We start from the raw sequence: 24,272 nt of genomic DNA, 5'->3' as shown, positions 1-24,272 counted from the left end.
TTATTTCCTTGCCCATCAATATACAACAATCTTATATGTAAGTTTTCCAAAAGTACTATTATCTTTTTATTTCTTCCATTTTATTTCTATTTCAATCTCTTTTTGTCCTTTTTCAATTTTGAAACCGTATTCTACGTCCATGTTGCCATCGGGCATCTCAACATGTTCTTGTCCAATCTCTATTCTTCCAGCCTCAATTTGGTTCTTCAAGTCACCCAGGAATTTAATAATTTCCTGTTTATTGTATGAATAATTCTTTTCAATTTCCTTTTCTGGTTCTGTCATATTCCCACTCCAAGTTTGAATAATCGGCATATAATATTTGACATAATTTGATATATAGTATCGTTGGTAAGAATAATCGGGAGATCAATCCTCGATGCTGTACCCAAAAGATAGAATATAAAACCTGATATATTGAAGAATATGAGTGATATTGAGGATACAAGAAAAAGGAATTACCGCCATAAGCCTCCCTAACTACAATTGAAGGCATAACATTGTATACACATTTTTCTATTGTCGATTTTAATTAAGGTCTAAACATACATAAAAATCAATTAAAATGTCATTGAAAATTCTAAGTGCATACAATATTTCTGACCCTTTTGTATTTATATAACGATCACATTTATGAATTTGGAGTGAGAGTAAAGGGAACTCTCACCAAAACCAGTCGTAATAGGGGTTGCGACTGAAAAGAGGAGTGGGGCATGAGTTGAGAGCATTGGGTAAGGGCCCCTTTGCTCTCAAATCCTCTTTACACTTTGACTTGTTTAAGAGCTGAAACAGTAGTTTTATCTTTGGCCTGCTTTAGCAATAATTCTAATATCCATACTCGGAAACTATGGGCGATTTGGAAAAGATGTTACAACTTTCAGCCAATTAATCTTTTCAGTTCTTTCAATGAATAAGTATTAGCAATATCATCCTTTGTAAGCCATCCTCTACGTGCTTGTCCTACACCGTATTTCATGAAATCCAGTTGTGCGGAGGAATGACTGTCACTGCTGATACAAAACTTAAGGTCATATTTTTTGGCATGTAAAATCAGGTTGTCGTTAAGGTCAAGCCTTTCCGGCTGGCTGTTTATTTCCAGAAGTTTACCGTTTTCTGCCGCTGTTTCGAATATTTTGTCAAGGTCAACAGCATATGCCTCCCGAATACCGATCTTGCGGCTTGTAGGATGGCCCAGCACATGCAGGAATTCATTTTGCAGGGCAGTAGTTATCCTTTCAGTCATTTTCTTTTTGGAAGACTTATAACCGGAATGAATAGATCCCACTACAATATCCATTTCCTCAAGAATGTCATCCGGACAATCCAAACTTCCATCAGGAAGGATATCCACTTCAATACCTTTCAGGATATCTATATCAAAATCATCGCGGAGGCCATCTATTTCTTTCCACTGATCTTTTACCTTATCGATCCCTAACCCACCTGCGATCTTGCGGGATCTGGAATGATCAGTTATACCAATATACTCATATCCCAATTTATCGGCCCGGGTGATAATAGAATTGAGGCTATCCGTCCCGTCACTGTAAGAAGTATGGACATGCAGATCACCCCTGATATCTTCTAACTCCACCAGTGAAGGAAGTGCATTTTTTGCACATTCCAACTCTCCCCTGTTTTCCCGCAGTTGCGGCGGGATGAAACTTAGGCCCAGTTTTCCGTAAATTCTATCTTCTTTTCTTCCTTCAATCTTTTTATTGGAATCCTCTTTAAACAATCCATATTCCGAAAGCTTATAGCCTTTCGAGAGGGCAAGGTTTCTCAGTTCGATGTTATGGTCCTTTGAGCCTGTAAAATACTGTAATGCTGCTCCATAACTACTTTCTGGAACAACTCTCAAATCTACATGACCGCCGTTTTGCAATATTATTGTACTGCGTGTCTTACCCCGGGATTCAACCTCGTCCACATTTTCAAAATTGACAAAGGCATCCATGACTTCTTCAGGATCCGAAGCAACAACCAGTATATCTATATCCCCAATCGTTTCCTTCATCCGCCGCAGGGATCCAGCGTAATCTATTTTCTTCAGGGTAGTGTTTTCTTCCATATAGGATATAATTTCTTCAGCCAAATCCATTGCTTTTGGTAAAAGCATACGTTCATGGCTTTTTTCGTATTGGGAAATTGCTTTATCCAGATTTTCTTCAGTCTTTTCTCCGAAACCTTCAAGTTTGCGGATCTCCTGATTTTTAATTGCCTCTTTCAGATCGGGTATTGATTGTATGTCGAGTTCATCCATGAGTTTTTTTGCTTTTTTAGGACCAAGCCCTCTAATCTTTATTATCTTACTAGCACCCCTGGGAGTTTGTTTTCTGATCTTTCTAAATTCCTCCACAGACCCGGTTTCAATATATTCAACAATGTGGTCTGCAATACGGCTTCCAATACCGGGAATGTTTTCCAGTCCTTCCCTGCCCTTTTTTGCGTAGAGTCCTGAGATGTCTTCCCTCATATCCCCTATTTTTCTGGCTGCTTTGCGGTATGCACGAGGTTTCCACTCTACTTCTTTATATTCAAATATATCCGCAATCTCATAGAGCAGTTTGGCTATATCCCGATTGATCATTTCAGATGCCTCACCTCTTCAACTGTAGTTGCATCCTCTGGGCCTTTGTCATACCTTATTCTAAGGAAACGTGGAAAACGTAGTGCATATCCATTCCCGGAATTTTTCTGACCTGACGTATGAGAGGGGCTTGAAGTAATCTCCGATCCAATTACTTCGATGACAACAGCTGGTTTAATGTATTTATCTGGCTGCATATTACTGTCTATAAGGATATTAACAGGTTGTTTTTCAACGGAGTATTTTTTTATAAGATCGTTGATTTCCGCAAAGTCTTCATCTTTGAAACCCGTACCTACTTTAGCCAGAGTTTCATACCTTTTTTCGCTTTCATTTAGCACAGCACATAACAATGCCCCAAATGAACCTTTGCGCCTCCCTTTACCATAATAACTTCCAACAATCACCAGATCAAAGGTTTCTCTTACGTCTTCGATATATTCCTTTTTCCACTTAACCCACAACCAACCTCGTTTTCCCGGCCTGTAAGTGGATTTAGCCTTTACTGACTTGATAATTATACCTTCCATTCCCTTTTCCACACAAGCATCGAAAAAATGCTGTATCCGGGAGAAATCTGCACTCACAACCCGACCTGAAAGTTTTACTTTTTCTGTCTCTACGAGATTTTCTTCCAAAACTTGTCTTCTTTCAGGATAAGACCGGTTCATCAGAGATTTACCCTCGAGATATATAACATCAAAGAAAAAAACGGTAACAGGGATTTTTTTTACATATTCCTTAACACGGTACTTTCGCCTGCGCTGCATAAGTTCCTGGAAGGGGCGAAACTCCCCTTCCTCATAGGCAACTATTTCTCCATCCAAGACAATTTTTTCAGCTTTTACGCTATTGCGAACAGCCTCAATGACGTCAGGAAACTGTTCAGAAATATCGGTTAACCGTCTTGAGAATGCCTTTATATTATCCCCGTCCACATGTACCTGAACCCTTTCTCCATCATATTTTTCCTCGGCTGCCATAGTTGTGGAGAATTTCTCATTCAGTTCCTCCATACTATCTACCCTGCTGGCTAGCATCATCTGGACAGGTCTGCCAATTTTAATGGAAAACTTTCCCAACGAACCCATCCCGTGTTTTGCCAGAGACTCGCCGAGCTGACCGATATCAGTACATATATTGTATGTATCTTCCACTTTAGCTGTATTCTCCCGGGAACCTGTAAAAGCCAGAGCCAGAGCTTCCAGAAGAAATTTCTCGCCAAACCCCAGTCTCAGATTTCCCTGTGCAATACGCATAATATACCTGGATTCCAAAGGTCTGGCCTTTGACAGAACTTCTGCGAGTAAATTTATCTTTCTTTTTTGACTACCCTTTCCAGAAACGTCCCTTATCTGCACAAAATGCTGAAAAACATACTTGAGTGTAAGTGAACTTCGCTGTCTCTCATTAAGAACAGAGGCCACATCCCCCAGATCTCCTTGATTCCCAAATGCGATCTCTACTTTTTCCTTATCCACATCGTAGGCCTGGGAGATGGCCTTTATACCATATTTATCTCCAATTCCCAGATCAATTTTTTCAAACCGGGGACCGATTGTACCCAGTGCAAGATATGCAGTTATTTTCACTTCTGCCGGCTCAAGATCTTGAAAATGCTCCGCCAGCAATTCAATTATTTTTTTATGAGATGTGGAATTATCTAATTCTTCATAAAGTTCCACAAGTTTCCGAAATGACTCCATGCCCACACCTTAAAAGATCCTGTATAACCTTGTGTTTACTACCAGAAATAGTTTTAGATGGCTCTATAGGCGATACTTTTAACAATCATCAAAAAGAAAAAAAATGTATGGAAGGTATGGGGCTGATTCGTAGCTGTGGTGGAAGAATTTGTTTCATTTTGGTTTAACCGCAGGTATCAGTAATCATAATAAATTCTCCTCGCATGCCTTTCGTTTAATAGGAGTGGGAAATATGAACGGAAGTGTACCTAAATTTTTGTCAGCAAGTACAATAGAAAAAGACAAAGTAGAGGATTTAAACGGTGAAGACATTGGCCATATAGAAGAACTGATGATTGACCTTGACTTTGGTACGGTTGCCTACGCAGCCCTTTCCTTCAAGGACAAGTTGTTTGCAGTTCCCTGGGAAGCATTGTCTCTGAAAGAAGGCGAGCATAGGTTTGTATTTCATCACGACAGGTCGCTGCTTGAAGATTCGGAAGGATTCGATAAAGATAATTGGCCTTTGTCCAATGAGCGCAAATGGCTGACGGATGTCTATTCAAAATATGGATTTGCTCCTTACTGGGAGAAATAATCTCCCAGTTAAGTTTTATATTGGATAAGTACTTCTCACCTTAACTTTGTTTTCCTATCAGAAAATCAGTGTTTCAATAATACGTGAAATACTATAAGTTTCTTACAGACAAATACAAAAATAGCCTTAGCCCTGTCACTTTGAATAGTAGCAACTGAATAATTAGAATTACTCTTTTCTTATTCAAAAAGCAAACTTTAGAATAATACTATATACATTTAGTTAAAGGGAATTATGAAATAGTGGGAACATCGATGCTATAATGTTCCCACTTTCGTACCACCACCCTTTCAACCGCTCCTTCTCTAAAAACGGTTGGCTTGGTAAATAGGAGAGTTTCATACCCACCACTCTCCTAAATATAGGAGTTTGTTCCATAATTAAATAACTAACGGACCAATTTTATTAGAGTGTTTTTTGGACAAAGAAATCTACTATGAATTGTTATTCAATATCTGCAATGTTCTTATATTCAAATATGTAAAGGAAAATTGCAGGTCAAGAAAAATATTCTTATACCTGCAACAGAAGGAAATTCAGTTAGTCTGTGACTAAATATTCAAGAAACCAATTTCCTGCAATCTTTGCGACCTCTTCCAGTGCTCCTTGTTCCTCGAAGAGATGAGTAGCCCCAGGGATGATTTGGAGTTCTTTCTTGCAGTTTAAAGTTTTTAATGCCTCACGATTCATCTCTATAACCTGATAATCTTTCCCCCCAACTATCAGGAGTGTAGGTGCTTCTACGTTAGGAAGTTCGTGTTCTGCTAGATCAGGTCTGCCTCCTCTGGAAACCACTGCACCAATTTTGTCTGAACGTTTACTGGCTGCACTAAGAGCAGCTGCAGCGCCTGTACTGGCCCCAAAGTAGCCGATATTCAAATTTTTTGTAGCCGGGTTTTGGAGAACCCAATCAGTGGTTCCTATCAGACGTTCAGAAAGAAGGTCTATATCGAATCTCAAGTGTGCTGTAACATTGTCTATTTCTTCCTCTTTTGGAGTTAACAGGTCAAAGAGAAGTGTGGCCATTTTATTCTGCCGCAGCATTTTTGCAACGGTTTTGTTACGTATACTATGTCGACTACTTCCACTGCCATGGGCAAATATCACTAATCCCTGAGCATCTTCAGGAATTTCCAAATCGCCTTCAAGGATTATTGAATCCATCTGGATACGTACAGTTTCCTGGATTTCATTAACCACCATATTTAGTCCTCCTCTGGTTTTTGTAATGACATACTTTTTTCCAGCATATCACAGACTTCCTCATCGGTTACCTGCCTGAAGTCTTCATACCAGGCACCTACCCCATAGAAAGGTTCCGGAGTGGCGCCACAGATTATATCGTCAACTTCCCTTTCAAAAGCCCTACATGTATCTAAGGAAGCAACCGGGACAGCAATTACTAAATTTGATGGGTTTTTGGAACGCAATGCTTTAACTGCAGCTAGCATAGTGGCACCTGTAGCCAAACCATCATCAATCAAAATTACAGTACGACCCTTTAATTCTGGACGTTTGCGATCTCCTCGGTATAGCCGTTCTCTTCTATGTAGCTCTCTACGTTCCTCAGCTGCAACTTTGGCAATCGTTCTATCGGAAATACCAAAAGACCTGATTATATCTTGATTCAGTACACGGACATCCTCTGAATCGATAGCTCCCATTGCCAGTTCTTCGTTCCCAGGAACACCGAGTTTCCGAATCAGAAAAATGTCCATAGGTACTTTCAGTTGTTTTGCAATTTCATATGCAACCGGTACTCCACCCCTGGGAAGGGCAAGCAAAATAACGTCCTTCCTGTTTGCATACTCACCTAATTCGCCAGCCAGTTTGCGCCCGGCATCCATCCTATTCTTGAATATTGGCATAATCTACCCTCAACTCCCATATTGATGTGGGTGACACAGCTATTTATGAATTTTCCGTCTCATAGAGAAACTGCAATATTACAACTGCAAACATTTTCAAATTAGAACCGGACGGAATGGTTAGCCTAAATTCTTATTAATGATTCTTGTTAACACACTCCATACTTATGGAATTTAAAACCATAGTTTTTTTGGACGTGTGAATGGCAAGGTGGGTTACGATAAAGTAAAGGAACAGTGAAATCTATACAATAGAAACCAATTTAAAATTAAATGAAATTTCTATTTTAACTACTAATTAACAACAATAAAAAATATGTTGTTAATTTGCTAAATTGTTCATGAATAATATTGTTCATAATTAATGAATCCGGATTTTTTTATATAGATGCGAATCCTAGTGTATTGTATAGGAAGTATCTGTGGAAAATCATGATCCGAAAAAGCAAAAACTCCGGAAAGGGCACATTCAAAAGCAATCCAGCATGTTATCTTACAGCAAAAGCAGGAATGTTACTGGTGGCATCTATATTTTTCTGGCACATATTTACAAATACAGGTCTGAAAATGGTTCAGACCCTGGGATCTGCTGGTATCATAATCGAGCCGTCCATGTTCGGTGAAATGTTCCAGTCTCCGATATACGCAGCAATAGGGCTCTGTGCATGGGCAATGATAATAATTGCACTGGCATCCACACCAATAATATTCAATAGTCGGTTTTTCTCATACAGAAAAAATATTTCCATTATTCATTCCGGGAATTAAACCAATCCCGACAATAAATATTTCTCAATTTTATTTTCAATGCTTTTTGTACCAATTTGCCTATCCTGGAAAAGCAGCCATCGCATTCTAATTTTCCTGTTAGCAGATATTGTATTTAGGCCATGCAAATTGTGAGCATAGCAATCCATGCATTTTTCTAATCTTAAAATAACACTATAAATTAATCTCTAAGAATTACACACTAGCAGGTATTGTGAAGGTAAAGATACTACCCTTATCAACTTCACTTTCCAGCCAGATATCTCCACCATGCATTTCTACATATTTTTTGACAAGGGCAAGTCCCAGACCGGTCCCTCCAAATTATGGACATACCATTAAAAAGAGGTAACCAGGATCATTGCTGATAAAAAAGAAAATCGATTTTTTAAAGCCAAACAATTATGCCAGGGAATTATTCTTGTCTGCTATTTCATCGTTTAGAGGATCAAGTTCATCATGATATGATTCTATATAATTAGAAACCTCTTCTGCTTCTGGGTATCTGGCAATATGATATATAGCATCTCCTTCATAAACCAGCGGCAGATTTGTTTTTCCGATTACAATCCCAAAAATTGAACTCATAACTTTTGTTTCAACCTCACCCAGAGGGTCACCTACATAGGCCAGTAAGTCTCCTTTTTTGACCAACGTCCCCAGAGGAGATATCGAACGTAATATTCCGCTATTAGGAGATCTGATCCATTGCGTTGATTTGGAAATGACAGTCTCATACCCTTTCTTTTTTCTGGCCTTTGTCCTCATACCTAAATGATGCATAACTCCAAGTATACCCCTTACACCTGCTCGAATTGCGACCTCGTCAAAACGAAGTGCTTCACCTGCTTCATACAATAGAACAGGTATATTTTTCTCACGAGCAGCTTCACGCAAAGAGCCATCACGCAGTTCCGTATTAATTATGACCGGTACTTCAAAAGCACGGGCTAAAGCTTCTGTTTCTGTATCATCTACCAGGCATGCACGTATCTGAGGTAAATTATACCGGGCAACAGCTCCGGTATGAAGATCAATTATATGACTGCAATGCTCTACTACCTCTTCCATCAAGATATTTGCAAGTCTGGATGTCATTGAACCTTTTTTAGAACCCGGAAAAGAGCGGTTCAGATCTCGCCTATCCGGTAAATAACGAGACTGGGAAACAAAACCAAATACATTTACAATTGGTATGGCAATAAGAGTGCCTTTGAGGTTATTGATCGTTTTATGTGCAAGGACACGGCGAATAATTTCTACACCGTTAATCTCATCCCCGTGAATAGCAGCACATACAAGTAGGCAGGGGCCAGGTTTGCGTCCATGTATAACATGAACTGGCATTGAAGCCGATGTATGAGTATAAAAGCTGGGAATCGGTAATTCGATGGATTTCCTTGTTCCTGGCTGGATCGTATTCCCTGCTATTGTTATTGGTTGTTGCATCAATTAACCTTTTCCTCTGGTTCGTGTCTTACCAAATTTACTGTTTTTCTCAATATAATCAATTATCATACCTGCGATATCTTTGCCAGTACTAGATTCTATACCTTCCAAACCGGGACTGGAGTTTACTTCCATCACCACAGGTCCATGATTGGAACGTAAAAGATCAACACCTGCAACATTAAGCCCCATTATTTTTGCAGCACGCACAGCAGTTGAGCGTTCTTCAGGTGTGATTCTGATAGTAGTTGCCGTTCCTCCTCTGTGAATGTTTGAACGGAATTCACCTTTGGGCCCCTGTCTTTTCATGGATGCCACAACCTTACCCCCAACAACAAAACAGCGTATATCGGCTCCCTTGGATTCCTTTATGTATTCCTGCACCAGGATATTTGCATTTACACCCATAAATCCTTCAATAATACTTTCTGCAGCTTTTTGTGTTTCTGCAAGCACTACACCTATACCCTGTGTACCTTCAAGAATCTTAACAACAAGTGGAGCACCACCAACCATTTTTACCATGTCTTTTACATCATCGGGTTTGCTTGCATACACAGTCACAGGTAAACCTATGCCCCTGCGGGAGAGTAACTGTAAAGAGCGCAATTTGTCCCTGGAACGGGTAAGTGCAACTGATTCATTCAAAGGAAAAACACCCATCATTTCAAATTGCCGCAAAACTGCAGCACCATAGAATGTGACAGATGCACCTATACGGGGAATTACCGCATCAAAATCGTTCAATTCCTCGCCTTTATAGTGAATGGAAGGTTTGTGAGAAGTAATATTCATGTAAGCGCGCAGTACATCTATAACCTGAATTGTATGCCCTTTCTCTTCTGCTGCTTCAATTAAGCGACGAGTTGAGTAAAGTTTCTTATTCCTTGACAATAAAGCAATTTTCATTCGTTTACCTCAGGTTTTATCCCATATAGTTCATATAATGTTTTTTTATCCAGTTTCCCACACATAAATGATGCAGTCGGATTTACCATTGCTCTTTTCTTAAGTGCATTACGCCCCAGTAACATCTTGAAACGCATAGTATCCCGCCCGGTAAGCGTTAGTTCAATGGGGTATATATAAGTGTCAAAAACAACAGGTGTTTCGATTACATAACGCATCTCCTTATGACCACCAGAATCGGTCACCTGACGTCTATCCTTTAGAGGCGCTTTGCATTCAATATAGAAATTTAAGTTTTTTTGAATGGGATGAACCAGAAATCTAACTATATCAATATTATTCTCTCTGTAAAGCTCGATATCAAATGCATGCAATGCAGATGTTCTGGCACCTGTGTCTACTTTTGCTTTTATGGCATGCAGTCCTAATTCAGGTAGCGCAACCCACTCCCTCCATCCAAGCATCAAGCCCTGTTCTTTTTTATTCATAAGACATCTTCACGGTGAAATTTTTTGACAAATCATTTTAGTAAAAAGGAACTATTCCTTACCAAAGTGATGTTTACACAAATGTTATATCTATTTTCATAATTTTAAGAAGCAAATCCAACTTGGAGTATATATATGTTTTTATAAGTCATTTATTGATTTCCAAAATATACTTAATTCAAAATGTTAACTAAATGAAAGCATAGTAGTGGGATATTCACAGAATAGCAATTCTCGCAAAGTCACAGAAGAACAATAAGCCTAAATTACACTGTATCTCCAGAAATGTTCATGAATAATATTGTTCATAATTAATGAATCCGGATTTTTTTATATAGATGTGAATCCTGATGTGTACTATAGCAAGTACCTATGGAAAATCATGATTCGAAAAAACAAACTCTCTAAAACAGGCACTTTTAGAAGCCATCCAGCATTTTATTTTATATCAAAAGCGGGAATATTGTCAGCAGCATCTATATTTTTCTGGCAAATGTTTACAAATACAGGTCTAAGAATGGTTCAGACCCTGGGATCTGCTGGTATCATAATCGAGCCGGCCATGTTCGGTGAAATGTTCCAGTATCCAGTATATGCAGCAATCGGACTCTGCGCATGGGCAATGATAATAATTGCACTGGCGGCCACACCAATAATATTCAATAGTCGGTTTTTCTCGTACAGGAAAAATATTCCTACCATTCATCCCGGTAATTAAATCAATATCCTGGGAAATTTTGAAAATCAGATTTTTTGATGAAACTTTCCCTATAGATCACTTTCAGTGAATTCTGAACATAGATGATTTATCGTCCTACTTCCTGCTTTTTGAAGAATACATTGTTATAATGAATTGAGCGCTAACTAAACCCGGCCAAAGTTTCCACTAACTTCACAGGAAAACGATGGAACATAATTAAAGTTAACTTAAGCGGTATTCAAATATCAAACTACAGAATTGGAATAGAAATAAAAATAGGGATTTGGGAAATACCCAAATCTTTTTTTTTGCAAAAACAGAAGATTTAAACTACTTCACCGAATGCGAATTTACGCATTACTTTGGTGACTTTAACAGTGACTTCATCGCCGACTTCGGTGTTTGGAACAAAGATGACAAAGCCGCTAACTCTTGCAATGCCGTCTCCTTCTCTTGCGATATCTTCGATGGTCACTTCATAACTTTCGCCAGCTTCTACTGGTGCACTTGAATCCATATTGTTAAACAAATATTACACGTCCTTTCTAATGAAGCTTAAAACAGATAATTAACTAGTTGGAAAACATAGGAAAATAGTAAATACGGTAAAAGTAAAAACGTATAAACCTAATATTTATCGCAGTAGCCTTGATCTCTTAAAAGCAATCATAGTACGATGTTATGGTATATATATCTTTTGAATAGGGAGGTGTGAAAAATAAAACCTCCCTGTGGCAGGATTACTTCTTCTCTTCCGATAACAGAATTTTCACAAGGGCAGCTGCAACATCCACTGAAGCATAATCTTCTTCCAGTAAATTTTCGACCCAGTGCTCATATTTGCCAATGTGCCCATCATCGATTATCTTCTTGACGTTTTGTGACAGCATTTCCGCCCTGATATCTTCAACATCACTCTGGGAAGGAACATTTTTCCTTATGATCTTTGCCTTGGTGTGTTTCTGTATATTTTTGATCTTACGGATATCCTTACCGGAAGCAAAGGTTATCGCAACTCCTTCTTTGCCTGCCCTACCGGTTCTGCCTATCCTGTGGACATATGATTCCTCGTCCTGAGGGATGTCATAATTGAAAACAGCCTCAATGTTCTCCACATCGATACCACGGGCAGCAACATCAGTTGCAACGAGTGTCTCAATTTCCCCTTTCCTGAAATTGGACATGACACGTTCCCTTTGCGCTTGCCTCATATCACCATGCATTCCATCTGCAAGATAACCTCGTGCCTTGAGAGTTTCAACCTGTTTATCGACATTTCTCTTGGTATTACAGAAAACAAGAGAGGACTTGAAATTGTAAATATCTATTAAACGGCACAAAACTTCGGTCTTTGCGTTGTTTTTGACTTCAAAATAGAATTGTTCAATCTGAGGGACTGTTAGTTTCTTATGAACCGTCTTTACCATCTGGGGATTTTGCTGGTATTTCTTTGTGAGTTTAATAATTGGCTGGGGCATCGTGGCAGAAAATAGAACTGTCTGTTTCTGGCCGGGCACGCGACTGAGAATAAATTCAATGTCCTCCCTGAAACCCATATCAAGCATTTCATCAGCTTCATCGAGTACCAGCATTTTAACACCATCAAGTTTCAGTGTCTTTCTCTGTATATGGTCCATAATTCGCCCGGGAGTACCAATTACAATGTGTACCCCTCTTCTCAAAGCCTTAATCTGCCTGTCTATTGGCTGACCACCGTAAACAGGTAACATTTTGGTATTCTGGTACTTGGCAAGTTTGCTCATCTCCTCGGCAACCTGATTTGCCAGTTCTCTGGTTGGACAGAGGACCACTACCTGAACCTTCTTACTCTTGACATCCAGCATTTCAAGAGCAGGTATCCCAAAGGCAGCAGTTTTACCGGTACCGGTCTGCGCCTGTCCTATTACATCCTTACCTTCCATAAGATAGGGAATAGATTGAGACTGAATAGGGGTGGGCTCCTCAAAACCCATGTCTTCAACTGCACGTTCAATATTTTTCGATAAATTCAAATCTTTAAAAGTTAATGATTCCATGGTAAAATTCCTTTTATATTCTGCTATCACAGTATCCTGAAAAATTGCCTGACACAGAATAGGTGCCTGTATAGGCATCTTTGGGGATAATGATGATCAATTAAATGTACTTGTTCTAAATGTTTCTTTAAACAAAAAGAGGCATGGTGCATAACAACGGCAAGTATATAAAGGTTGTCGGTAAGCAGAGCAATCTCATAAGTTGAATTTGCTAAAAACCCAATATATTTTCTGCTGTTCCACAAGGGGTTTATACCGCAATAGTCAATCATCCTGTTTAAAACAAAATAAACAGGCAAACCTGACTGGTTAAAGACATTGTACCATTTATTTTGACGTTTTATCTTCTTGCCATAAGCAGAAAACATTACCCTCAGCATCCTTACAGGATGCAAGAAGCCCCATCCTAACACTGCCATTTTTGGGACTTAACCATCCCACCGGCCATATTCGATCCTTTTTACATGATCATCGATAAATGGCGACAACAAGTTGATAGTTTCATTTCAAAACAACAGGAACAAGACCCTTGTATTCAGCAGCGGTCATTAAATTGACATTCATCTTCTCTGCAGTTTCCCACACCTTTTCAGTCCGCTCCCTGTAAAGCGGGTCCCTTAAAAGATGATGATCGTATATAATAAGGTCCGGAACACATTCCTTAATAATCCGGATGATATTATTTATGCTGCGGTCAAGGTTTGTCCTGTTGAGAAGGTAACCCAAAAGATAGGTTGGGGGGCCATCAAGTATCAATATATCTGGACTTTCATCAATAATCCACTGGGCATGGTCTTCGATGACGGGGCCCTGCAAATCCGATGTATGAAGTAATTTTTTACCTCCATATTCTATAATAGTAGCAATCACCCATCCTGTAGCAGAATACTCGATTCCATGGAAAAGTGGACGACTAAAGCGCACCGTGGTGTCGCCAGTTTTAAATTCACAGCCATCTGAAAAATGTATTGCATCGGATACGGTTTCTACCCATTTCTCAGATGACCAGCGCTTTTGCATTTTCAAAAATCTTTTTCGCCATTTTGAAATTAATTCTTCCCTTCGTTGCTGATAATCACCAAAATCCATGGAAAAAGCTATAGGTAAGCATTTCACCGGATCTTTGTAGTGGCATTGCATCGGAGGAGAGTATTTGAGAGTAGTCCCATTAAGCCGGCTCAACGATTGCAGGAACTGCCGGGACCTATCCCATTGTGAATGGTTTATCCACCTGTTAGGATCCTTTATCCACATATTGCTATTGAGATATGTTTTACAGGAATCTTCATCCACCATATAGTGATCAAAGTGATAGTGACTGATTATGATATGTTCCGCTTCTTTCATTTCTTCTTTGATTTTATGTATAGCACTGTGCAGGTAGAACTGTTTTTCAGAATCCGAAAGCGGAAAACTCTTTTGCAGAATCGCAGCTCCGGGATCTATGAGTATGCTTGTATCGGGGGTTTTTACAAGAATCGATGAGGATTTAGCTCCCATTGAATCAAAGGACACAAGACGAAATTCCAGTCCCTGGGCCATATTTATCATAAGACATCCCTGGATATTTGAAATAACCGGTTATTGTTATACTATTAAGTTTCAGAGCCGATATAAAGCTGGAATATTTAATACAGAAAAATAATTACTCCACCACATCATATTCAGCCTTAGAAGTACCTGTTTCCTGTTCTTCCACCACATCCCTCTGCTGTGCCACTGCTTCTGCATGTGCAACCGCCCCACGGAGCCCTTTACGTCTTCTGTCAAGGGAGCGCAAAGATTCACCTCTGCCGTATAGCAGGAGTACATCATTAATTTCAATACGTGTAGATGCCACAGGAGCTCCAATATATTTACCGCCGGGTTTCTGGATGCCAAGTATAAGCACTCCCTCATCCACAAGGTTCAACTCATTCAGGACTTTACCGGCGAGCCAATCTTCAGAGCCAACTTCCAGTTCTGAAACCTGATAATCGCCACCCAGGTAAATCAGGCTTGCAGAATCTGATGTCTGGATGTCAGTCCACCTGGTAAGAGAAAAAGTGATAACACGGCTGAGGAATCTATCGGCTTTTTTGCTACGGGTAAGTATCAAAATTACTAGCAAACCAAGTGTAATGACAATGACATAACTTAGCAATGTATCAGAAGAGGGACTCAGGAAAACGAGGACTACAGAAGCCATCAGGGTTATTATTCCAGCATTTCCCACAAGCATAAGCAACATCAGTATCCTGCGCCTTACAGGATGATTCATCATTTTTTCAGATTCCGTAGTAGTAAACCCCGCACCTGTAAGTGCAGATCTTGCCTGGAAGCGTGAGATCTCACGGGAAAGACCGGTTAGGGTTAACGCAATAGTGGCTATACGATTGATAAAAAGAGACAAAATAATTACCACAAAAACCGTAATAAATGCCGCTATCATTTAGAAGTTTGCTCCTTGCATCCTATTGGACCTGAAGTCATTTATCATTTTCTAAATCAAATGGAGCGATAAAATGGAAGAAAAACAATAGGATAGGAGGAAAATTATGGCAATTCTGTGAATTGCCCTTTAATGATCAGCCGATAAGGTTGGCATAAGCGGTCAACCTGTACAGAGAAATCAATCCAAATGCCAGAATAACCATCATGAAAACCATTTCATTAATGGTCATGCTATGGTTTGCTTGTCTGGTAAGATCCCCTTTCTCATGTATAGATTCATTTTGGTAAATTTCCATTTACTAACCTCCGTTTATCAATTACCACACATATTGTGATGTTTAATCATTACAAATATCTATAATGATTTATCATTAATAAACTTTTCTACCTCTTATAAACCACACCCGAAATTTTGCTGACATCCGCAAGTAATAATGTGAAAAACTCGCATCTATGCCATTTTCATATAATCTAATTTTTCTGTACTCCAGAATAATCGATACATTATGTACAAAGCCACATCAATTCGACAAAGGCTTAAGAAAAGACAGCAGCAAGCAAATCTTTGTGTCGAGTATGTATATCTGGAATAAATTAAAACAGTTACTCATGGAAAAATGTGGAAAATACCGGATCAATGATGCACATTGCCATTACGGAACAAATTCAATTTTCATGACAATGGCGCTAAGGCCCACCACCAGAATCAGTAATAACATACAGAGGCTTCAGGAGAACATGGACCGGAATAATGTTGAAAACTGTGTTCTTTTTGCACAACCCGAACCTTCAAACACTTTCGGACATTTCTGGAAAGGCTTATTCTACCATCTCAAAAACAAATCCCCAGACCCTGATGAGCCATACTCTGGTTGGAAGATAGATTATACCAGAGCAAACGATGAAATATGGGCAATTGATGATGACCGGGTTGTTTTTATACCGTTTATAGCTGCAAATGATAGTGCCAAAAATATTGCAAAATATGAAGATGAAAACGAAAATCCTCCTGCAGGGATAAAGTATTATGGAATCTATGGAAATATGCCTGATGATTCAATTCTAAGTTATATGAATGAAAACTGTATGAACCTGCTTTTACACATCCCTATGGCATGTAGTAAAGACCCTTGTAGATTGCTGGATAAAGTGGAACAATACCCGGATATTAATTTTCAGCTTGCACATCTGGGGGATGGGGTCCCTGAAATTATAAAAGCAGTTGATGATCTTGACAATCTCTATCTGGATACTGCAATGTCAAGCCATGAAGCATATAGATACATGTATAAGAATCATGGCACGACTACTGAGGATATAATAACCAGCCAGTCCGAAGGAAAAGTCCTTTTTGGTTCAGATGAACCATGGGGAAACCTGCAGGAACAACTCCAGATGATAGTTAAACTACAGGAAGACGGAAACTTTTCAACGAAGGATGTTGACAGGGTGTTGTACAAAAATGCAGCACATTTATGGGATTTCTGAACTGCAGGATAACTTAAAATAATAGCACATCCCAAGCTATTATTGCAGTGTTTGACTTGAGGCTAATTCTTTTAAGGGGGATAAATATGGCAAAAAAGATGTGTTCCTGGAAAAAAGATGATATAAAAGAAAATACAAAGGAATTTAAAAAACTTATTATGAATCCTTCATATTACTGCAAGAAATGTGGCCGGGTTGCAAAGGATGACAAAAACCTCTGCAAAGCCAAAAAACTATAAAATCCTTTTGAAGGGGTAGTTTTAATCTCTAGCATTATTAAAACAAAACCTTGCAGGCAATTACCTCCACAAGAATTTGCTTGCTGACTTCCCTGTGCCGGTTTATCCTACAAAAATTCTCCTAACAGCTAAATATCATACATCCAGATAGTCGATGCTTTCCTTTATGCTTGCTGAGGATTCTTCAAGTACCTGTTTCTGTTCTTCATTCAGTTCCAGCTCTATTATACCTTCAATACCATCACAACCAATTTTGGCAGGCACACCGAAATATATTCCTTTCTGGCCGTATTCCCCCTCCAGATAAGCAGAAACAGGCAAGACTCTCTTTTCATCCCTCAGGATTGATTCCACCATCTGGACTATGGCAGCAGAGGGTGCATAAAAGGCGCTACCCTGTTTGAGAAGAGCAACGATTTCAGCACCGCCATGGATTGTACGTTCTACAAGCCCTGCAATGACATCTTCTCCAAGCAATTCTGGCAGAGGCGTCCCGAATACTGAAGAATGCTGGGGAAGGGGAAGCATCTGGTCCCCATGACCACCTATCACCATTGCTTCAACATCTCTTTTGGAGCAGGCAAGTTCATCGGCAATAAAACTGGCAAAACGTCCCGTATCAAGTATTCCACTCATTCCGAATACATGATTTGGCTCAAAGCCGGTGACTTCCAGGGCCACATAAGTCATTACATCAAGAGGATTAGTAACAGCAATAACAATAGATTCAGGTGCATATTGCTTGATATTCTCACAAACATCTTTCATGATCTTAGTATTGATATTTATCAGATCAGCCCGGCTCATTCCGGGTTTTCTTGCAGCACCGGCGGTTATGATCGTGATATCCGAATCGGCAATATCCGCATAGTCATTACTTCCCTTAATTTTAGTATCATAGCCTATAATTGCGCCTGCCTGCATCAGGTCCAGGGCTTTCCCCTGGGGTAAACCTTCAACTATATCCACCAGGACAATATTACCGAACTCCATTTCGGCAAGTCTCTGCACGGTAGTTGCACCAACATTCCCCGCTCCGATTACTGAGATTTTAACCATGGTAAAAGCACCTTTGATGTGATTATATTAAGAGAATACCAAATTAGAATTTTTTATAATTAAACCTATTCTTTTGCTATTTAAATTGCTACTCCATATTAGAGGTGTTTTTGAAAACATTAGTTTAAAATATACAGAAAATATAACTGGAGATGATATATCGAATGAGAATTAACAAAAAAACGGTGAAAATGTGCAAGATATCCTGATTTTTGCGATAACCATTGTATTAACAACAATTCTACTCTGGAAGATTAGGTTGCCCCCTTTCCTTGTCCTTACAGGTGCAGCCCTTTTTTATGGTATTTTCAGCGGGATGCAGCAAAACGCAATTGCAATGGCAACACAGGGTGCAGGCAGGGTGTTTGCACTCCTTGCAATTCCTATTTTTTCAGGATCATTGATTGCCCTGGTAATAAGACAGGAAAATTTTGCTCAGCGGATTGTCTCGGATATGCAAAAAATATCTTCACGTCCCACCCTTATCTCAGGGATTACAGGTTACCTGTTATCCATCCCCCTCATGTGCTGCCTGACAGCTTATGTGGTAATGATACCCCTTGTTGAAAATCTGAAGGTAAATTCTGAGATCAGGAAGAAATGTTATTATGCGACCGCAATTGGAAGTACTCTTTCGTTTGTCCTTCTGTATCCACTTCCTGTGATATACAGTATTACAAGAAGTCTTAATTTTAATGTTAATGCTAACTTCAACCTGGCTGCAATCACTATATCTGTAATTCTTTTTATCTTTGGATACCTGCTTATTTCAAAAAGAGGGAACGACAAAGACACATGGAAAGAAAGAGAATTGTCAGGAAAAGAGTCACCTATTGGATGGGTTCCATTAATACTGCCCATTGTTTTCCTGGCAATTGGACATTTTATACCGGGAGCGTCCTTGCTTGCGGATATAAATCTTGCCATTATCCTTGCAGCCAGTGTCTCCCTGTTACTGGTAAAAAAAGAAAATCTGGATATCGTTTTTGAAAAAGGCACTCGCAACGCCGGTATTATATTACTCGACCTATGCGGTGCGGGGGCGCTTGGAGGAGTAATTGCTGCAAGTTCATTTGCAGAAAATACCTATAATCTTATCGGACACCTCATACCTGCTCTTTTCATCCCGTTTCTTTTTGCCGCGATAATCCAGACTGCACAGGGATCCAGGGCTGTCACCGCAATAATAACATCATCCATACTTGCCTACAGCCCCTATGTTTCAGAGGTGGCAACAATTCCTCTAATATTAATGATTTCAGCTGGCACCATGGTATTTTCCTATGTTACAGATCCGTTTTTCTGGCTTATCCAGAGAACCACAGGCGATGATGTGAAAACCGTAGTATCGAATTATACCATTCCCCTTGCCATATTGGGGATATTACTATTCACTTCAGTCCTCCTCCTTGATTATTTCCTCTTCTGAATTGACAAGAATTATTAACCAGTAAAAAAGACCACAGATTATGGATAAACAGGTTATCAGGATAATTAAAGGTGACATCACAGAACAGGAAGTTGAGGCCATTGTGAATGCAGCCAATAGTTCCCTGCTGGGAGGAGGAGGGGTTGATGGAGCAATACACAACGCTGCCGGGACTAAACTGCTGGAAGAATGCAGGACACTGAATGGCTGTGCAACAGGTGAAGCAAAAATCACGCAAGGCTATGACCTGCCTGCAAAATGGGTCATACATACAGTGGGCCCTGTCTGGCATGGCGGAAATAGTGATGAGGACAGGATGCTGGCAAGATGTTACAGGAATTGTCTTAAACTGGCGGCAGAAAGAGGAATCAAAACAATTGCCTTCCCCTCAATAAGTACCGGAGCCTATCATTTTCCTATACAGAGGGCAGCCGAGATAGCCATGAATGAAGTTATCAGTTTTCTGAACGACAGGCCTGTTTTTGATAGGATCGTGTTTGTATGTTTTAACGATGACACTTTCAGTAGCTCCAATAGGGTACTTAATGAGAGAATAAAATAATCAAAGCAGGAGATAGAGCATGATAGGAATTATTTTTGATTTACCTTCAATGTAACCTTCAGATAGAACAGTGGATTGGACTTTCATATCGGAAAGTTAACATAGAGCAGTATAAAAAGGAAAGTTGGATTTAAAAAAACTTAAAATATAAAGTTGTTAATGACACTAACAATATTTATAAAAAAGTTATCGTTGCTTATGATTACTTATAATTAAATATAATGAAACACAGAAAAAAGAAAGTGTGCCTATATGGCCTTCACACATTCAGCTAGTAACCAAACATCCATTCTTCTTTATCCTCATCATACTTTAAACCGACTTTCTGTTTTTCTTTTTCAAAAACTCTTGATGTATCGATCTCTGGGTCGTTGAAGTACACTACATGTCAGTGTCTAGAACGCAGTCCTCATAATGTAGTTTTACAAGATCCTCAAGGATAAGTTCGGTGTGGCATTCAGATGTTGCTGTGATATCGTTCATAGGTTGAAAATCGAACTGGATATGTACTCTCCGGACAAGCAGCATTTGTATTATGTTAGTCCGTGAGAGTTTCTTTTTGGAAAGTCGAAATGAGATGACATGTTCGAATCCTACATCTCACATATTGGATAAGGGTTATAGTTATCTCTAATTTTTTGTATGCTAAAAATAGGATGTATTGGTAGTAAATATTTTTATAACCAATATAACTTTGTTAATCATAAATCCGGCTCCAAACAAAATCCCAATAGGGGATTTGTAGGAACATAAGGGACTTGAAATAGTTATATTTTTATAAAGCCAATTCGTTACTTCTATTTGTAAACTTTATCGTAGTGTAACTTTGATTTTAGATATTTCAATCTAAATCAAGCAGTGTGTATCGAAATTTTTCATATAGGATGGTAATCATTTAAATGATAATAAATAATGGTGTTTAGATGGAAGTTGAAGAAACTTATGTGTTTGAGGTAGATGCTGAAGTCGATGAATATGGCAATGTCTTGATGATGTGTCCTGAATGCCATTCTGATCTTCATGTGCCCTTTATCAACATCATCGATGATTTTTACACACTTGAAGAGAACATGGTATGTCCATTATGCCAGAAAACTATAAATCGAGTACTTCATCCCGATGAAGACTATTGAACAAATCATGGGTGTCTGGAATGAAAATTAGTAAAATATCGATTAAGCAATTTCGAGGCTTTAATGACATTGAATTTCATTTAGGGAATCAATTGACAGTAATAGCAGGACAAAATGGCACACAGAAAACTACTTTGTTAGGGATGTTAAGTCAACCGTTTTCGATAACAGATAAAGATCATTCGTTATATGGTGAAAAGCCATTATGTGGCGGTAATTTCAAATCGGCATTTTCGGATAAATTTAAGCTCTCTGAGAGTTTTGACACAGCAGGTACACATGAATGGACTTTACATTTTGATACAGATAGCACTCCTGATTTTACAGTTGAAAGCATAAAAAGAAGTGATTCACCCATTATTCGCTTTTGGAAAAAGGGCGATAAATCCAAAGGATCTGGCTATTTCCAAATGCCAGTTATCTATTTGAGTTTATCCAGGCTTTTTCCTATTGGAGAAGATGACAGTCTTAAATCAAGTAATGATGTTGAATTAACTGATGATGAATTTGAATTTTATAAAAAATGGCACGATAAGATTCTTATCATCACCGATGGTCAAATTGAAAGTGCAAACTATCTTGCTAGCAAACAAAAAAACACCCTTGGAGCAAACACATCAGTTTATGACTGGAAAATGAATTCAGCCGGTCAGGATAATATAGGAAAAATATTGTTAGCAATACTTTCATTTAAACGTTTAAAGGACAAGGATGGTTATACTGGCGGCATACTAGCCATTGATGAATTGGATGCCACTTTATATCCTGGATCACAACTTGAGTTAATGAAAGCATTGAGAAGGTTTTCTTCAAAGTATGATATACAAATCATTTTTACGACTCATTCACTTACTATTCTAAAAGAAGCTTACGAACTGAGTTCTAATGAGAAAATAAAAGGGCAAGTTAATGTTGTATATCTTGAAAAACTCGATAATAAAATAATTCCAAATGAAGATCTACAATTTGATTCCATTAACAATAGACTTCAAGTAATTACTAGCGAAGATACTACCCCTTCAAAAATAGATGTTTACTGTGAGGACGAAGAAGCCCGTATCTTCACAAAGGCATTATTGAAAAATAAGCGAAACAAAAAACTGAAGTATGTAGATGTATCACTTGGATGTGGAAATTTAAAAGAACTTTCAAGAAAAAAAGTACCTTCTTTTAGTTATCCCGAATCACTAATTATTCTTGATGGTGATGCAGACCTTAAAGGTGTTAATGCAAAAAACATATTACTTTTACCTGGTGGTACCCGTCCTGAAAATATTCTTGCTACATATCTTTATGAACTTAGTGATTCAGATGAGATATGGAAAGAATTTGATTGTGATTACACAAAACAATTTGTTTTTAAAGATATTAAATACCATGAAATTATAGAGGATAGAGATAAAGCAAAACAGTGGTTTAAAAATCAAAAAAGATATTGGGGCAGAGGTAGTACAAGATTGATCAATAAATGGAAGGAGAACAACCCAGAAGTAGAAGCATTTTTGGAGGAGTTTGATAAACTCATATTGGAGTATGAAAAACAGTTAGGTATTACTCTTGGCTAAGCTTTGATAAATCTAGTTGTTGAAACGAAAAACTGCTTCAAATCACCGATATCAAAAAATGTTTATTAAATTATAGCATAATAAACATGAATTCGACGGAATAAATCATGACAATAATATATGACTATTTTATATATGGGATTTTGTGGAGTGAATGAACCGTGGGTCAATTTTACTCTCCTTTGAGATATCCTGGTGGAAAAAATCGTATTTTTAAGTTTGTTTCAAATTTATTTCATGAAAATGAAATGGTGGGTGCAAGCTATGCTGAGCCATATGCAGGAGGAGCAGGTTTAGCGTTGAGGTTGTTATTTAAGGGATATGTTAATCATATTTATATCAATGATTTTGATTCTTCGATCTATTCTTTTTGGAAAGTTATTGTTGAGCAACCAGATCGCTTTTGCTCTTGGATTGAAGACTGTGACATTTCCATGGAAACGTGGTATAATTGTAGAGAAATTCAAAAAAATGGATCTGAAGACTATTTTGAATTAGCAACATCAACATTTTTTCTAAACCGAACTAATGTTTCTGGAATTATTAAAGGAGGCGTTATAGGTGGTGCAGCACAGAAAGGAAAACATAAGATTAATGCTAGGTTCAATAAGGATGAACTCATATACCGCATCAAAAAATTATCCAGTTACCGCTCACAAATCAGTATTTCTAATCTTGATGGTATTGATTTTTTAAAGGAAATTGAGGCAAATACACAAGATATTTTTATTTATCTGGATCCACCCTACTATAAAAAAGGTGCAGATTTATATATGAACTTTTTTCAGGAAAAAGATCATACTGCATTGAGTGAATATGTGAAAAAACTGAATAATAAATGGATGATTTCTTATGATTACAACGATAGTATAATCCGATTATATGATGACAAAAAATGTTTGAGTTACACACTTTCACAAAATACTTCTAATAAAATGGGCACTGAGCTGTTGGTTTTTTCAGATGATATGAAATTTGAGGAATCTATTTCTTTTTTACGAGAACCGTTTTTACTGAACAATTCAGTTGATTGATATTGTTATATTGTCCGAGTTTTATTCAAGTACTTTAAATGATTAAAATGTACTAGGCCTTCCAATTTCTTTGAAAACCATGAACTTGGAAAGACAATAATTAATTCAAGCGAAAGAATGATTGAATCTGCAGGCGGGGTAAGGTGCTTAAAACATTATAGATAAAAGAAGGATAAATTTTTAATAACTTATCACAACCCGTAAAACTTGTTAATCATATCACAAGTATTCTACCTGAA

The 24,272-nt window shown here is 38.3% G+C and carries 26 protein-coding genes; 10 read left to right on the top strand and 16 right to left on the bottom strand.

Features of this window, described 5'->3' with window-relative positions; all coding sequences use genetic code 11:
* Positions 1-66 precede the first annotated feature (66 nt).
* The 3 genes from BHR79_RS08155 to BHR79_RS08145 form a co-directional block, all read right to left on the bottom strand.
* Positions 67-285 (bottom strand): amphi-Trp domain-containing protein, encoded by a 219-nt coding sequence (locus BHR79_RS08155; RefSeq protein ID WP_072561863.1) that lies wholly within the window; start codon positions 283-285, stop codon positions 67-69.
* A 592-nt stretch (positions 286-877) separates the two neighbouring features.
* Positions 878-2,590 (bottom strand): DNA polymerase/3'-5' exonuclease PolX, encoded by a 1,713-nt coding sequence (gene polX, locus BHR79_RS08150; RefSeq protein WP_072561862.1) that lies wholly within the window; start codon positions 2,588-2,590, stop codon positions 878-880.
* On the bottom strand, positions 2,587-4,296 hold the full coding sequence (locus BHR79_RS08145; RefSeq protein ID WP_072561861.1) for an ATP-dependent DNA ligase: 1,710 nt from the start codon (positions 4,294-4,296) through the stop codon (positions 2,587-2,589). The genes polX and BHR79_RS08145 overlap by 4 nt, the downstream gene beginning before the upstream one ends.
* A 232-nt stretch (positions 4,297-4,528) precedes the next feature.
* Here BHR79_RS08145 and BHR79_RS08140 point away from each other — a divergent pair, with 232 nt between their 5' ends.
* Positions 4,529-4,873, top strand: coding sequence for a PRC-barrel domain-containing protein (locus BHR79_RS08140; protein ID WP_072561860.1), 345 nt, complete (start codon positions 4,529-4,531; stop codon positions 4,871-4,873).
* 540 nt (positions 4,874-5,413) lie between these two features.
* Here the strand turns inward: BHR79_RS08140 and BHR79_RS08135 are convergent.
* On the bottom strand, positions 5,414-6,076 hold the full coding sequence (locus tag BHR79_RS08135) for a dienelactone hydrolase family protein (RefSeq protein ID WP_072561859.1): 663 nt from the start codon (positions 6,074-6,076) through the stop codon (positions 5,414-5,416).
* Between the two features lie 2 nt (positions 6,077-6,078).
* A complete protein-coding gene (locus BHR79_RS08130) occupies positions 6,079-6,741 on the bottom strand; it encodes a phosphoribosyltransferase (protein ID WP_072561858.1) in 663 nt (220 codons plus the stop codon).
* 432 nt (positions 6,742-7,173) lie between these two features.
* Between BHR79_RS08130 and BHR79_RS08125 the strand changes: the two genes are divergently transcribed.
* The gene (locus tag BHR79_RS08125) at positions 7,174-7,509 is read left to right on the top strand and encodes a hypothetical protein (protein WP_072561857.1); all 336 of its coding nucleotides are present in this window, start codon (positions 7,174-7,176) and stop codon (positions 7,507-7,509) included.
* 195 nt (positions 7,510-7,704) lie between these two features.
* On the opposite strand, the gene BHR79_RS10735 is transcribed toward BHR79_RS08125, so the two are convergent.
* The 4 genes from BHR79_RS10735 to BHR79_RS08105 all read right to left on the bottom strand — a co-directional run bounded on the left by BHR79_RS10735 (position 7,705) and on the right by BHR79_RS08105 (position 10,355).
* A complete protein-coding gene (locus BHR79_RS10735; RefSeq protein WP_268766012.1) occupies positions 7,705-7,818 on the bottom strand; it encodes an ATP-binding protein in 114 nt (37 codons plus the stop codon).
* A gap of 93 nt (positions 7,819-7,911) precedes the next feature.
* On the bottom strand, positions 7,912-8,958 hold the full coding sequence (locus BHR79_RS08115) for a succinylglutamate desuccinylase/aspartoacylase family protein (RefSeq protein WP_072561856.1): 1,047 nt from the start codon (positions 8,956-8,958) through the stop codon (positions 7,912-7,914).
* A 3-nt stretch (positions 8,959-8,961) separates the two neighbouring features.
* Positions 8,962-9,867 carry a 30S ribosomal protein S6--L-glutamate ligase gene (rimK, locus tag BHR79_RS08110; protein WP_072561855.1) on the bottom strand — a complete coding sequence of 302 codons (906 nt, stop codon included), beginning with the start codon at positions 9,865-9,867 and terminating at the stop codon, positions 8,962-8,964.
* A complete protein-coding gene (locus BHR79_RS08105) occupies positions 9,864-10,355 on the bottom strand; it encodes an ATP-dependent zinc protease family protein (protein WP_072561854.1) in 492 nt (163 codons plus the stop codon). The genes rimK and BHR79_RS08105 overlap by 4 nt, the downstream gene beginning before the upstream one ends.
* 493 nt (positions 10,356-10,848) lie before the next feature.
* Here BHR79_RS08105 and BHR79_RS08100 point away from each other — a divergent pair, with 493 nt between their 5' ends.
* Entirely contained in the window at positions 10,849-11,073 is a 225-nt protein-coding gene (locus tag BHR79_RS08100) for a hypothetical protein (RefSeq protein WP_143743602.1), read from the top strand.
* 307 nt (positions 11,074-11,380) lie between these two features.
* Here the strand turns inward: BHR79_RS08100 and BHR79_RS08095 are convergent, their stop codons facing one another.
* The 6 genes from BHR79_RS08095 to BHR79_RS10540 all read right to left on the bottom strand — a co-directional run bounded on the left by BHR79_RS08095 (position 11,381) and on the right by BHR79_RS10540 (position 15,820).
* Positions 11,381-11,572, bottom strand: coding sequence for a TRAM domain-containing protein (locus BHR79_RS08095; protein WP_013037550.1), 192 nt, complete (start codon positions 11,570-11,572; stop codon positions 11,381-11,383).
* Positions 11,573-11,795: 223 nt separating this feature from the next.
* Positions 11,796-13,091, bottom strand: coding sequence for a DEAD/DEAH box helicase (locus BHR79_RS08090; protein ID WP_072562354.1), 1,296 nt, complete (start codon positions 13,089-13,091; stop codon positions 11,796-11,798).
* 26 nt (positions 13,092-13,117) lie between these two features.
* On the bottom strand, positions 13,118-13,510 hold the full coding sequence (locus tag BHR79_RS08085; protein WP_072561852.1) for a hypothetical protein: 393 nt from the start codon (positions 13,508-13,510) through the stop codon (positions 13,118-13,120).
* Between the two features lie 82 nt (positions 13,511-13,592).
* Positions 13,593-14,642, bottom strand: coding sequence for an MBL fold metallo-hydrolase (locus BHR79_RS08080; RefSeq protein WP_072561851.1), 1,050 nt, complete (start codon positions 14,640-14,642; stop codon positions 13,593-13,595).
* A 94-nt stretch (positions 14,643-14,736) separates the two neighbouring features.
* Positions 14,737-15,522 (bottom strand): TrkA C-terminal domain-containing protein, encoded by a 786-nt coding sequence (locus BHR79_RS08075; protein ID WP_083433064.1) that lies wholly within the window; start codon positions 15,520-15,522, stop codon positions 14,737-14,739.
* Between the two features lie 136 nt (positions 15,523-15,658).
* A complete protein-coding gene (locus tag BHR79_RS10540) occupies positions 15,659-15,820 on the bottom strand; it encodes a hypothetical protein (protein WP_157198647.1) in 162 nt (53 codons plus the stop codon).
* Between the two features lie 313 nt (positions 15,821-16,133).
* Between BHR79_RS10540 and BHR79_RS08070 the strand changes: the two genes are divergently transcribed.
* Positions 16,134-17,012: an amidohydrolase family protein gene (locus BHR79_RS08070; protein ID WP_072561850.1), complete on the top strand. Its 879-nt coding sequence runs from the start codon at positions 16,134-16,136 to the stop codon at positions 17,010-17,012.
* Positions 17,013-17,098: 86 nt separating this feature from the next.
* Positions 17,099-17,251, top strand: coding sequence for a hypothetical protein (locus BHR79_RS10665; RefSeq protein WP_169818161.1), 153 nt, complete (start codon positions 17,099-17,101; stop codon positions 17,249-17,251).
* 135 nt (positions 17,252-17,386) lie between these two features.
* Here BHR79_RS10665 and mdh read toward each other — a convergent pair whose 3' ends face one another.
* Positions 17,387-18,310: a malate dehydrogenase gene (mdh, locus tag BHR79_RS08065; protein ID WP_072561849.1), complete on the bottom strand. Its 924-nt coding sequence runs from the start codon at positions 18,308-18,310 to the stop codon at positions 17,387-17,389.
* Between the two features lie 193 nt (positions 18,311-18,503).
* Between mdh and BHR79_RS08060 the strand changes: the two genes are divergently transcribed.
* From BHR79_RS08060 to BHR79_RS08040, 5 genes are all read left to right on the top strand, one after another.
* The gene (locus BHR79_RS08060) at positions 18,504-19,739 is read left to right on the top strand and encodes a GntP family permease (RefSeq protein ID WP_072561848.1); all 1,236 of its coding nucleotides are present in this window, start codon (positions 18,504-18,506) and stop codon (positions 19,737-19,739) included.
* A gap of 40 nt (positions 19,740-19,779) precedes the next feature.
* Positions 19,780-20,301: an O-acetyl-ADP-ribose deacetylase gene (locus BHR79_RS08055; RefSeq protein ID WP_072561847.1), complete on the top strand. Its 522-nt coding sequence runs from the start codon at positions 19,780-19,782 to the stop codon at positions 20,299-20,301.
* A gap of 923 nt (positions 20,302-21,224) precedes the next feature.
* A complete protein-coding gene (locus BHR79_RS08050) occupies positions 21,225-21,434 on the top strand; it encodes a hypothetical protein (RefSeq protein ID WP_072561846.1) in 210 nt (69 codons plus the stop codon).
* A 20-nt stretch (positions 21,435-21,454) separates the two neighbouring features.
* On the top strand, positions 21,455-22,999 hold the full coding sequence (locus tag BHR79_RS08045; protein WP_072562352.1) for an AAA family ATPase: 1,545 nt from the start codon (positions 21,455-21,457) through the stop codon (positions 22,997-22,999).
* 161 nt (positions 23,000-23,160) lie between these two features.
* On the top strand, positions 23,161-24,033 hold the full coding sequence (locus BHR79_RS08040; RefSeq protein ID WP_072561845.1) for a DNA adenine methylase: 873 nt from the start codon (positions 23,161-23,163) through the stop codon (positions 24,031-24,033).
* The last annotated feature ends 239 nt before the right edge of the window (positions 24,034-24,272 follow it).

Source organism: Methanohalophilus halophilus, from assembly GCF_001889405.1.
In the GTDB taxonomy this organism is placed as follows: Archaea; Halobacteriota; Methanosarcinia; order Methanosarcinales; family Methanosarcinaceae; genus Methanohalophilus; species Methanohalophilus halophilus.
This window is presented reverse-complemented; position numbering and strand designations above follow the sequence as displayed.